10 protein-coding genes are annotated in these 11,854 nt (G+C 37.5%); 3 read left to right on the top strand and 7 right to left on the bottom strand.

The features are described from left to right. The first annotated feature begins 251 nt into the window (after positions 1 to 251). Both KDJ85_RS08235 and KDJ85_RS08240 read left to right on the top strand, forming a co-directional pair. Positions 252 to 1,088 (top strand): MurR/RpiR family transcriptional regulator, encoded by an 837-nt coding sequence (locus tag KDJ85_RS08235; protein WP_206082755.1) that lies wholly within the window; start codon positions 252 to 254, stop codon positions 1,086 to 1,088. Positions 1,089 to 1,344: 256 nt separating this feature from the next. Next, a complete protein-coding gene (locus KDJ85_RS08240) occupies positions 1,345 to 2,340 on the top strand; it encodes a hypothetical protein (RefSeq protein WP_225819233.1) in 996 nt (331 codons plus the stop codon). A gap of 150 nt (positions 2,341 to 2,490) precedes the next feature. Here the strand turns inward: KDJ85_RS08240 and KDJ85_RS08245 are convergent, their stop codons facing one another. Then, positions 2,491 to 2,745 (bottom strand): helix-turn-helix domain-containing protein, encoded by a 255-nt coding sequence (locus KDJ85_RS08245; protein ID WP_225819234.1) that lies wholly within the window; start codon positions 2,743 to 2,745, stop codon positions 2,491 to 2,493. Between the two features lie 926 nt (positions 2,746 to 3,671). On the opposite strand from KDJ85_RS08245, the gene KDJ85_RS08250 reads away from it, so the two are divergent. Beyond that, complete coding sequence (locus tag KDJ85_RS08250; RefSeq protein WP_225819235.1) at positions 3,672 to 4,556, top strand: helix-turn-helix domain-containing protein; 885 nt, start codon at positions 3,672 to 3,674, stop codon at positions 4,554 to 4,556. A gap of 52 nt (positions 4,557 to 4,608) precedes the next feature. Here KDJ85_RS08250 and KDJ85_RS08255 read toward each other — a convergent pair whose 3' ends face one another. The 6 genes from KDJ85_RS08255 to KDJ85_RS08280 all read right to left on the bottom strand — a co-directional run bounded on the left by KDJ85_RS08255 (position 4,609) and on the right by KDJ85_RS08280 (position 11,653). Further along, complete coding sequence (locus KDJ85_RS08255) at positions 4,609 to 6,645, bottom strand: TonB-dependent copper receptor (RefSeq protein WP_225819236.1); 2,037 nt, start codon at positions 6,643 to 6,645, stop codon at positions 4,609 to 4,611. A 178-nt stretch (positions 6,646 to 6,823) separates the two neighbouring features. Next, positions 6,824 to 7,264 (bottom strand): DUF2946 domain-containing protein, encoded by a 441-nt coding sequence (locus KDJ85_RS08260; protein WP_225819237.1) that lies wholly within the window; start codon positions 7,262 to 7,264, stop codon positions 6,824 to 6,826. A gap of 281 nt (positions 7,265 to 7,545) precedes the next feature. After that, positions 7,546 to 8,577 carry a phosphotriesterase family protein gene (locus KDJ85_RS08265; protein ID WP_225819238.1) on the bottom strand — a complete coding sequence of 344 codons (1,032 nt, stop codon included), beginning with the start codon at positions 8,575 to 8,577 and terminating at the stop codon, positions 7,546 to 7,548. Positions 8,578 to 8,579: 2 nt separating this feature from the next. Continuing rightward, complete coding sequence (locus KDJ85_RS08270; RefSeq protein WP_206082760.1) at positions 8,580 to 9,545, bottom strand: DMT family transporter; 966 nt, start codon at positions 9,543 to 9,545, stop codon at positions 8,580 to 8,582. Between the two features lie 123 nt (positions 9,546 to 9,668). Beyond that, complete coding sequence (locus KDJ85_RS08275; protein WP_225819239.1) at positions 9,669 to 10,406, bottom strand: glutamine amidotransferase; 738 nt, start codon at positions 10,404 to 10,406, stop codon at positions 9,669 to 9,671. 26 nt (positions 10,407 to 10,432) lie between these two features. Continuing rightward, complete coding sequence (locus KDJ85_RS08280) at positions 10,433 to 11,653, bottom strand: PfkB family carbohydrate kinase (protein ID WP_225819240.1); 1,221 nt, start codon at positions 11,651 to 11,653, stop codon at positions 10,433 to 10,435. Between the last annotated feature and the right edge of the window lie 201 nt (positions 11,654 to 11,854).

Here is an 11,854-nt window from a genome sequence, read left to right on the forward strand (position 1 = left end):
ATGCACATTTCAAAAACTGGTTTTAGCCATTAACGCTCCCAAGAACAAGTAAACTTATCGGGTTAAATGCGGCGGCTCTAGTGTATTCAATAAAAGGAGAACATGAGATAACCCATTCAATTTGTTGAATGAAAACCCCATAGTTTAAGATAGACGATAAGAAAAGGCTTGGTCGTATGAACTGATTGTTTCAAAAAGATTCGACTAACGGCACAAAACAACTACAATTAGAGCCAAATCATGGAGGTTATATGTCAAGTGCAGCAAATTTAAATGAGTTTCAAGAGCAAGTTCGAGCGCGTTATGACGAGCTCAGCAAACGCTTACAGCAGGTAGCGAGGTATGTGCTCGATAATACTAACAGCGTTGCCTTCGATACCGTTGCCGTTATTGCTAAAGAAGCCGATGTTCCCCCATCAACACTGATCCGCTTCGCCAATGCTTTTGATTTCAGCGGTTTCAATGAAATGAAACAACTATTTCGAATGAATTTGGTTGAGGAAACCGCTAGCTATACAGATAGAGCAAGGCTCTTTCGTGAAATGGATAGTGAGCAGGAGTTAAGCGATGATCCAGCACAAATTTTAAAAGAATTTGCGCATTCAAACGCACAAGCATTGCAGCAAATGGCAGCAAGAACACCTGCTGAAGATATGGAAAAAGCGGTATCATTATTGGCAGGAGCACAAAATGTCTACATTATTGGCTTACGCCGCTCTTTTAGCGTTGCAACTTATCTAAGTTACGCACTGAGTCATTTAGAATGCCGCCCAATTTTAATTGATGGGCTGGGTGGAATGTTTAAAGAGCAAATCAGCCGAATTAGCGAAAATGATGTTGTTATATCGATCAGTTTCACACCTTACGCCTCAGAAACTGTGATGGTAAGTGAAAAAGCCGCTCAAACAGGGGCAAAACAAATTGTTATCACTGATAGTCAAATCAGCCCATTGGCCAGTTTTAGTGATGTCTGCTTTGTGATTAAAGAAGCCCAAGTTGATGCTTTTCGTTCACAATCTGCCACATTATGTTTAGCCCAATCACTTACTGTCGCCTTAGCCTATCGCCAAGGCAGCAAGCTCATATAAGCATAATTGCTCTTAACTCACTCCTCCATGGGTTAAGAGCCTTCTATTTAGCTGCTCTATATCAGCCATTCTTCCTCTTCCACGCTTTTGTTCGACTCGACAACTTAAATGTGATTTTTAGACATTATTTTCTGTAAATTGTGAGTTACATCAGAAAATACAAATTCTAATAAAACATTAAAATGAAATTATTATTTCACCCTGTTATGTTGAGATTATGTGAATTTCCGATAGACAGCAAGAATAGGGGTAAAACATGGTAAACACACACTTTCTGTATTTACTAGGCCACCTTCGTTTACTTGAAGAGCAACATTCCGTCACGTCCCTAGAGCGTACTGGCGTTGGTTTAATCGGAACGTACAACCAAAATTTACCCTATATTCAAGCAGTCAAATTGAGTGCACACCATTGTGAGCTCAAAGCAGTTTGCGATATTGAACCATCGTTACCATCAATGAGCTATTACATGTGCCAAAAGCGCAAAATCGAGGAACTGATGAATAATGATGATGTGAACTCCATCATCATGACATCAGTGTGCAGTGATGAATTACTCAAATTCACGATAGAGCGCGCTATCGATGCAGGAAAAGATCTCTTACTGAATAATATCCCCAACTATAAAGAGCCAGAGCTAACTGAATTATTTAAACAAGCAAAACGTAACGGCGTTTGCATTTATTACAACCCAGTGCTTTCTTTTGAAGATACATTTAATCAACTTAAAACATCTTTAGCGGTCAAAAATAAATCCGAAACAGGGTTATTACGACTTTCTTCCCATCGAATGATTGAGCCTGAAAATAGACTCCCTTTCAATACATTACGCAGCACATTGACGCAAAAGGTTGAATTGCTTTTATCGTTATTACCTGACTTATCCCTAACCGAAACTTCAGTTCAATACTCACACCCTTTCGCAAAAATGGAAAATGGTGATGTTCTCATTATTAACCTTCGTCATAAAGGCGGGTTGCTCGTTTCAATTGAGCTATTTTTTAATACTGGAAATATTGCCGATAAAATTTCACTTAAACAGTGTAATCACAGCTATGAAGTTGAGAGTAAATTTATCATTAATCAAGAAAATCAAAGCATTAACGAGAAAACATCTATCGTCAAGCAACTTGACCAATTTATTCTGAAATTACACAACGACGAAAAATTATTCCAAAAGAATCACTGGTTACAAGCGAACAAACTTACTGACGAAATAATAAACCAGCTAACTAATAATGGTTTTATTTAGTGTAACTCCATTTTTGAATACCTAATGAAGTAAAAAGCAATTCGCTTTCGTATTTCATAACGTATTGAATTTATATAATGTATATTCAAAATAACAATTCAAAAAAGGCATCTTATAGAAGCTAGTCTGATGACTGACATTACAAATTAACTAGTGCAATGTACTGCGCACCCCACTATTTGTGTTAACAACGCCATATAAAAAAGTGGTTGGCTCTAGATTAAATAAATAAGCAAATTGAAATAATGAATCAACATCAATACAGCTATCACCGTTCTCAAAACGACTCATTTCATCCTCCGAAACGCCAATTAAAATCGCTGTTTGTTTAATTGTCATTTTATGACTCTCTCGTTGCATTCTAATTTTTAAGCCTAACATTTTAGCGATATTATCTTTACTCATAACTCCCCCAAATAGATTCAATAACATTACAATTAATCGATGCGTAAATTACCATTCCCATTAAGTGTATAAATTGATTCATGATAATAAAATCTCAGTTAAATACATCAAAATAAGACTAGTTTTTTATAAAAAAAACCAACAAGTATAGGTATCAATTTGAAAATAAAAGACTTTTAAAATTACATCGTTACACTTTAAAGTTGAACCGGATCACATATTAATCCCTAAAAAAACGAAATGGATTTTCTTTTTAAGATTAATCCAATAATGTTATTCTAGTTTTGTAATTTGTTTTTTAATTAAGTTAAAATTCTAGCTTATTTTTTCTATCTTATAAAATCAATCTGAGCTATTTATTGTTATTTCCTTATATTTAACGTGACAATTTGTTTTCAACCGTATCAATAAGTTTCCATCACCAAAAGTTAATCAATAAAAACAAGCTCAAAACTAATTTTTAACCTTCAAATCATAAAAAATTCAGATATCTATAAAAAAAACATTCACATAATTTAAAATTTCTCATCAAAGAAAGACAATATCCTCTGCTGATGACAATTCTTTTTTTAATAATCATTAAAATACCATCCAATGTTGATGCATCATTAGTGATAATCTTCTACCTTATTTGACTCCTTATTTTTATATATTAATTTATTACTAAAATTAAGTTTATAAAAATTGAGTTTTATTTTTTTATTAGGTAATAATTTAAGCTAACACCGAACAGGCGTATCGCGTTGATTTTTCTTTAAATCATACAATTGCAAAACTTACTTAACTTCACATCTTTTTAATTAAATTGTCAGTAGACATGTTATCCTTATTTAGAGGACTCATGAATACTCACCTAACATTGGCTCCTGCTATTGATAGTTTTGCATTCTGTTGATCTTAAGTAAAAGTGAATTGAAAGGATTATCATGCTACAAGAAAGCGTTATCAGAGAAATCATTCTTTGGATTGAACAAAATTTGGAATCTCGCCTATCTCTTGATACGGTTGCCGATAGGTCTGGATATACTAAATGGCACTTTCAGCGTCTATTTAAAAACCAGACGGGCTTAGCATTAGGCTCTTATATTCGAGCTAGGCGCCTATCTTGTTCCGCAGTCGCGTTGCGATTAACCAATGATAGCATTATGGATATTTCTCTTCGTTATCGCTTTGATTCTCAGCAAACATTTTGCCGAGCCTTCAAAAAGCAGTTTAACCTGACACCATCTGAATACCGAAAACGTGAAGGCTGGAAAGTTGACGGATTCTGCCTCCCAATTCGAGATAGCAAAGAATTACAAGTGCAAGTTAGATTAACCCAATTAACTGCAACCAATTTATTGGGCGTTCAACACCGCTATACGCAAGATATCAATGAATGGAACCTTAAGACGGAAGAGCTCAGACGTCATTATTGGAAATTATTCCTTGATAATAACCAATATGTTACCCAGCATTTATATGCCATTCATGGTGTTGACTTAAATGCTACCGAAGAAGGCCGTTTCTTATATACCACGGCTTTAGATGAAAAAGATGTAGATATCGTTCCTGCACAAGCAAAAAACTTACAAGTCCCCGCAGGAAATTATTTAGAAATCAAATTCGATGGCAGCCTTCAAGGGATTGATTATAACGATATCATTTACACAGCATATGGCAAAGTACTCGCAGAAATGGACATTATGCGTGGAGATGGCTCCGATGTTGAGCTCTACATATTGAAGTCTAAACCAACTTATAATGATTTTGTTAATGACCCACACAACTATATTCAAGAACTCAATTATTATATACCCGTGATAATTTAAAACGTTTCTTAATAACCCGCTAATAACTAGCGGGTTATTCTCATATAATCAATTAAAATGTCACGTTAACTTTAGCCCAAAACGTTCTACCAGGTTCATTCACTGGCATATTAGATGAATAACCAAATCCGCTATTACCTGCTAAATTTAAGTGCTCACTGTAAGTTTTATCAAACAGATTATCGACCCCTGCACTTAATTTCACATTTTCATCCACTTTGTATGCAGTATTTAGTGAAAAAATGGTAAAGCCCGCGCTTTTACTAAAGTCTTTCCCCACCACATTACCATCATTGATAGCCACACGGTTTTGGCGACTCACAACACGAACTAACCCCGTTGTTGTCCAGTCCCCTTTTTCCCATGACAAACCAAAGCGACTTTCAAGCGGGGGCATCTGAGGGAGCGCTTTACCGTCTGTTCTGTTTTCTCCCCATGCATAAGCAAGGCTGGCATCAGCTTTCCACTCGTCACTAAGTTTTTGTGCCACACCTAACTCTCCCCCCATAATCATAGCATTCACATTTTCAACTTGGCTCATTCGTGGATTGCTGGCGCTATAACGGAAAAGAATGAAATCATCAACACGGCCAATATAGGCAGAAACCCACGCATTGGTATTTTCATGGCTATATTTTGCCCCAATATCAAGTTGAGTCGTTTTTTCTGTTTTTAGGCGGTCAAAAACATTGGGGGTACCATCTGGCCCCATTTTCGGTGAAAATAATTCCCAATAATCAGGAAAACGTTCAGTGTAACCGACGCCGGCATACAGCATAACAGGGGTATTTTCGAGGGAATGCTCATAACGGGCAAAACCTGCTGGCATAACGGTGTTACGGCCTGATGAACCGATTTCCTTATTATTTTCAACAAGTACACGATCCAAACGTGCCCCGCTGACAACCTTTCCTTGTGTGGTAGCTTGCCATGTTAATTCACTAAATAGACCGTAATCTTGGAACTGTGCATCTTTCATCCAGCCACTTGTACTTTTGCTGCGATGCTTATTGGTTTGCATATCTGCCCCCGCTCGCAGCTCATAGTCTGTCCAGAGCCATGTTCCCATCACACGGCCGCCCATCGTTTCACGGTCAACACGCATTTTCATTGGCATATTCATCATACCGTGACCACCATGCCCCATCCCCATATGCCCGCCCATTGTGCCACCTGATGGTGAGCGTAGAGAATAGTTGTCCATAATGTGGTCAGCATAATTGTAATAAGCATTGGCTTCTATTTTATCGAGAACATCACCGATATTGCTCTTTTCAAAACGAAGCCCATAACTTTCACGTTTAAATTGGGAGCCATCCATGCCACGCCCTGCATAGCGCGCTTCGCCATCACCTTTCCCTGCGGTAAGTTCTAATAACGTGTATTCATCTGGCGTCCAGCCAATTGCAACATCCGCATTCCATTTGTCCCATTTCGACGGGACTTTATCGCCATTGCCATCTTTATAGTCATTAGAGCGTGATTTGTTTCCAATAACACGTAAGTAGCCTGTCTCGTTGCCCACACTAACATCTGCATTCGCATCCCAACGGTGATTTGATGCGGTTAACGCGCTTGCATTTCCTTTAATCCCGCCTTCAGTAAATAACGGTTTTTCACGTTCAAAACGAATTGTCCCTGCTGAATTACCTGGTCCCCATAGCACCGTTTGAGGGCCTTTAATCATATTAAGCACATCAAAGTTTTCAGGGGATATATAAGATGTTGGCGCATCCATCCGTGATGGGCAAGCCCCTAACATTTCGCTGTCATTGGTTAAAATACGTAAGCGCGAACCAAACATACCACGAAAAACAGGGTCGCCATTGGTTCCACCATTACGAATTTGGGAAAAACCTGGGATTGTTTTGAGGTAATCAGAGCCATCACTAGCAGGAACAGGCTGCCTTGGTGTTTTTGGCGACGTCGTAATTGTTAATGGCGAATCAACGGGAGCAGTGACAATCATCACTGAGCTTTCAGTGATTGGGCTTTGGTTAATGTCATTTTTTGCCATAACCGATGTTGAACAAATCGCGCTGATAACTAATGTTGCCGCAGGTGCAAATTTAAATTGCAGTGTATTCATTTTTAACCTGTTTCTTATATCAATAGAAATACCACCACCTTTGCTTTAATCACAAAATCGATACTTCCCGACAGGGATGTTTCTTGAAAATACAATCAAATTCAAGACGTACGCAATCGACCTTACTGAATAAGGCAAAAATAGAATTAGTTTGTTGAAATATTCATGTTGAAGAAAATCAGATTATTGGTGGTGCTCTGGCTAAACGCAAAGTCCAAGGTCTAAATAACCAAAGCTGGACACGACGTTCAAATGGCAGGAACAGTGTTAATGTTGCGAGCTGCCGAATAACGGCTGCAATCAATAAGATAAGAAACGGAAAATGAACCAATAACTGACAGTAACCGCAGGCAATATCTTCCATCGGCGACTGACCAATCCCCGTCATTAACAGGTGATTCATTGCACTGCTATGTTCACAACCTTCAGGCATTAACATTCCTTGATGCGAACGCATCGAATGCTCTGCCATTGCAGTGTTCTCTGTAACGTTATTTGTCGCTATACAATGATTCATCTGTTCCATTGATTTAGAGACCAATGGCGCAATGAACAACATAGCAACAGCTAATAACGCCAGATAGGCAGCAAGTTGTCTGATTGAAGGGCGCAGGTGCAACGTTTTTCCGTCATCTGGGTACGTATTTATAGCGTGTAATTGTATCTTATTTAGATTCTCATTGTTATTGATATTTGTGCAAAATGTTAATTCAATATAAGTTTTATGAGTATTTTTAGTAATATGCAGTCAATATTCTTCAGGAATAAAATCAATCAGTTGTCTAATTCACAAACTCACTCAAGCTCCTTGAAGTACCTTATCAAACAAAAAAAGCGGCACTCCAATAAAGTGCCGCACAGGTTTTCTCTTCAAATAAAACGTAAAATAGCTCAGTGTATTTATGCCAATAAATTTGCTGGGTTATCAATACAAAGACGGTTAATCATTGATTTATCAACGCCTTTTTTCGCAAGTAAAGATAAGAAAACATTAGGAACAAACCCCCAACCATTTCCTCCATTTTTCGCCCACATTTGCTTAAGGAACACATCATGGCTTAACACAATTTGCTGACCATAGCCCATCTCAATCAACTTACACACCGCATCCGCAGTTTCTGTCACTGTGGGGGCAACCCCTTCTTTTGGAAATGAAATATCAAGGCCTATCATGTCAAATTCAAGCCAGACTCCTCGGTCTAACATCCGACGTTGATAATCAAAGTCTTTCCCTGATGGGTCTGAGTGCGCCAATGAAATTTTAGCTGGGTTAACGCCCATTTCCTTGATTAAAATATCAAGGACTTCATCACCGCGGCGCTGCCAACCTGGCATGTGAATATTCATAGAAACGTGGTCATTTGCCAATTGTGCAACAGAGGCCGCACGTAAACTGTTTTTTTCACCTTCAGTAAAAAACGGTGAAACACCGATTTCACCAATCATACCTGCGCAGATATCAGTTCCATCAATACCAATATTCAGCTCATCATCAATCATTTTAGCCATGGCATCGATATCGTTGACTAGGCGAGAGCCTTCAAACTTTTCGATATATAAACCTGAAGAAGCAACAACATTAATGCCCGTTTTAATCGCTACTTCACGTAATTGGTGTACATCGCGACCAATCGCCTTTGAACCTGTTGCATCGACTAATGTTCTGCCACCTAATTCTTTGAAGTTATTGACTTCATAGATAACATCTTCAATGGGTTTTTTATCCATGTTATCGCAGCAGCAATACGGGTCATGTTTAAGGCCCCATTGGATATCTGCGCTCACTTTTTTATCAACTAGAACATGTGAGAAGTCATAGAATGGTTCATCGACAACCGTTGATAAATCGTTAAACAAATGTTCATGTGGTAGTGTCAGTCCCATATCTTCTTTTTTAACAGGCCCCGTCACTGTTTGGATATACCCTTTCATCTTTATACTCCTGCGGCTTTTGTCGCTTTTGCTTCTCTAAACTCAGGAATGGTGGTGATAATTGCGCCCACTAAAGCAAATACGGTGCCGATGATAGTAACTAAATAGACGGTATTACCGAGAGATGGTAATAGAAGGTCAATTAATACAGAGCCAAGTAACTGGCCAGCCGTTGAAGCCACTCCTAACATCAACAAACCTAAACCGCGAACTAAAATAGCCATTAATGCAATCGACATCAGCCCTAATGGACCACCTAAATACATCCACCAAACGCCCGGTAAATCAAGGGTCAAATGGCCTAATGCCATGCGGATCACTAACGCAATCGTTAAAACAGTAAAGCCAACAATAAAGTTCCACGTGATAGAAACCATCATAGAACCTGTGGCTTCGGCCACTTTTGAGTTACCTGCTGGCTGCCAACCTGCTAATAAACCTGCTAAGAAAGGCAGAATAGCTAAATAAATTGCTGAGCTGGAATGCCACTGCGGTGAGACCACAAATAAAGTAGCAACGACAGCAAAAACGGCGCCTAATACACGAAAAGTAGTAAACGGTTTTTTCTCATCAATACCAATGCCAAAACGGTCACATAATAACCCTGAAAGTAATAATGCTGAGATCAGTGCTGTTTGGAAGGTAGCAATCCCTAATGCGCTGGCTGATGCCCCTTCAGAAAACACCACCATTGCGCCACATAACCCTGCAAACCAGTTCCACAGTGGGATTTTTTTGTTCTTAATTAAACTCGGAATTGCTGCAAATTGTTGTCGGGTTTGTTTTTTCGCAATAATGATAAAAAACATCACAACCAAACCACTGGCAAAGGAAATAACCGCACTCGCATTACCATCTTTTAAAACATCACCGAGCTGCCCATTCACTGCGGATTGCATTGGCGATAACATACCGGCTAATACCGTTGCTATCATTAAAAACGGAGTAGAATAACTTTTAACACTCATAAAATATTCCTTTTGGATTTTGACTATGAGTCATTATTTTTTTGTAATCGGCTTACAAAGTGCTGAATATAATTCAGCACTTATTTTTCTTTATTTTTTGGTTTTTTACTTTTAAAGAATTAATTAACGTGCGATTTGCTTTAGAATATTTACCCACATATCTGAATAATGTTCCCAAGCCATAAACTCACGACTTCCCCAATGCGGCGAACAGTCACTCATAAAACAACCTGTTTTTCCGTTTTCATATTGGCCAAAGACCAATAATGGATCATCACCAATATTTAAAACGACTTCTGTATTTTCTTTTGGCTTAACTTTGTTATAACCTAAGAACATCGGCCAATTACCAAATCCTTTAATTGCTTCATGTTGCATATTTTTGGGTGTTGCAAAAATACCTTCTGGCGTTTCCACACGATCATCGCCATCTAACATTTCGACGGGTAATACATCGGCTAATAACGTATTTTTATAATTCGCTTTGGCTTCTATACCCATAAAAGATAAATAACCACCGATCATTAATAAGCCGCCGCCTTGGCTAACGTATTGCTTAATTAGGCCTAATGCATTTGGTAATACTTTCATATTATAGAAAGTATCATTTTGTAGTAGGAATGTATTAGCTCCGATATCACTGATCACAACAACGTCATATTTTTGTAATTCTTCGACAGTTTTCGGAAATGCCATTTGTACTGTATGGGCTGGCATATAATCAATTTCTACACCTTTACTTTTTAAGCACTCTAGTAAAAATGTAGCGCCTTCTTCATATTTACTTGATGTAAAGCTGTCATAACCTTTTGTGTGGATCATATGGATATGCCATGATTCACCAATAAATAAAATTTTCATTTTTTTCCTCGTTTCAGAATATTAATTTATTCAGGGGATTGAGTCACAACCTGCGAGTAGGTTGTTTGATTAATACGATGCATAACATTAATATCTTCAGGCATTTCTGAAGCGTTGCTTGTTTCAACAGCCAGGGATGAAAACGCTGATGCATAACGTAAGGCATAAGAAAATTGTTTTCCTTTCGCTAATGAAGCGGCTAGAGCCCCATTAAATGCATCACCTGCACCCGCCGTATTTTTAACAACGGCAGTGTAAGCCGGAGAATAAATGAACTTATTACCATCAAATGCAATAGAGCCTTTACTTCCGAGTGTAATGACAACCTTTTTTACGCCTTTGTTATAGATGATTTCAGCTGCTTTTTTGGCAGTTTCAATGTCCACAACATTGATGTCAGAAAGCAAGCTTGCTTCTGTTTCATTCGGTGTCAAAATATCGACCTTTCCAATTAGTTCGTTTACGATGTTATTGTAAGGCGCAGGGTTTAAGATAATCGGAATATTATATTCATTGCCAATTTCGATTATTTCCCTTAACGCTTCAACATTCGTTTCTAATTGAAGAAGAATAATATTTGAATTTACAATTTTATCTTTCTGAATTTTAACTTCATCTGCAGTGATATCCATATTTGAACCTGGATATATAGAAATAATATTTTCCCCACTGTTTTCAGAGACAAATATAGATGCCGTTCCTGTTTGGTATTTTTCTGTTTGGTATATTGTTGATGTTTTTATTTTTGATGAAGAAATAAAATTTATTGCATACTCACTAAATTGATCTGTTCCTATTTTAGTAATAAAATGCACAGGAGAGTCAGAATAACTTGCAGCTAATGCTTGATTACATCCCTTTCCACCTGGTGAAAAAATAAATTTATTCGATAATAATGATTCACCCGCTTCAGGAAGTCGAGGTAAATAACTAATCATATCAACGTTAAATGAACCTAATACACATACTTTACCTAACACGGCATCATCCTTATCTGTTCTTTCATTAAAACTTTCATTGCACTCAAGAAACTGAATAATTTCTTTTTTAGCAACTTTGTCTAGGGTTTCAAATTCGATATATGCGCCACCATGGCAACGGCTAATAATCCCTTTTTTTGCTAAAGAATTTAAATCCGCCCTAATGGTTTCTTTCGTGACATTAAGTTCTTTCGATAAAACAGAAACTTTTGCTGCGCCTGTATTTTTTAAAATACTAATTATTTTCTTATGTCGTTCTGCTTTCATGCCATTTTACCTCATGGCATTTACTCTAATTTATACCTTGTTGCGTTAATGTGACTATACTCATACCTTCCTATTCAAAAGCAAAAAAAAGCAAAAAGCATAAAAATAAAAACAAAAAGAACCAAAAAAGAATAACCAAAGCAAAATATACTATTATTTTCAATATAATATTAGAATTATTAAAAAAAAAAATACACATCT

The organism is Providencia vermicola, from assembly GCF_020381325.1.
GTDB classification, from domain to species: Bacteria; Pseudomonadota; Gammaproteobacteria; order Enterobacterales; family Enterobacteriaceae; genus Providencia; species Providencia vermicola.

Excerpts from the sequence above, each read along its gene's own strand:
- KDJ85_RS08240 (WP_225819233.1), top strand. The coding sequence starts at position 1,345 with ATGGTAAACACACACTTTCTGTATTTACTAGGCCACCTTCGTTTACTT.
- KDJ85_RS08250 (WP_225819235.1), top strand. The coding sequence starts at position 3,672 with ATGCTACAAGAAAGCGTTATCAGAGAAATCATTCTTTGGATTGAACAA.
- KDJ85_RS08255 (WP_225819236.1), bottom strand. The coding sequence starts at position 6,645 with ATGAATACACTGCAATTTAAATTTGCACCTGCGGCAACATTAGTTATC.
- KDJ85_RS08280 (WP_225819240.1), bottom strand. The coding sequence starts at position 11,653 with ATGAAAGCAGAACGACATAAGAAAATAATTAGTATTTTAAAAAATACA.
- KDJ85_RS08235 (WP_206082755.1), top strand. The coding sequence starts at position 252 with ATGTCAAGTGCAGCAAATTTAAATGAGTTTCAAGAGCAAGTTCGAGCG.
- KDJ85_RS08270 (WP_206082760.1), bottom strand. The coding sequence starts at position 9,545 with ATGAGTGTTAAAAGTTATTCTACTCCGTTTTTAATGATAGCAACGGTA.
- KDJ85_RS08275 (WP_225819239.1), bottom strand. The coding sequence starts at position 10,406 with ATGAAAATTTTATTTATTGGTGAATCATGGCATATCCATATGATCCAC.
- KDJ85_RS08245 (WP_225819234.1), bottom strand. The coding sequence starts at position 2,745 with ATGAGTAAAGATAATATCGCTAAAATGTTAGGCTTAAAAATTAGAATG.
- KDJ85_RS08265 (WP_225819238.1), bottom strand. The coding sequence starts at position 8,577 with ATGAAAGGGTATATCCAAACAGTGACGGGGCCTGTTAAAAAAGAAGAT.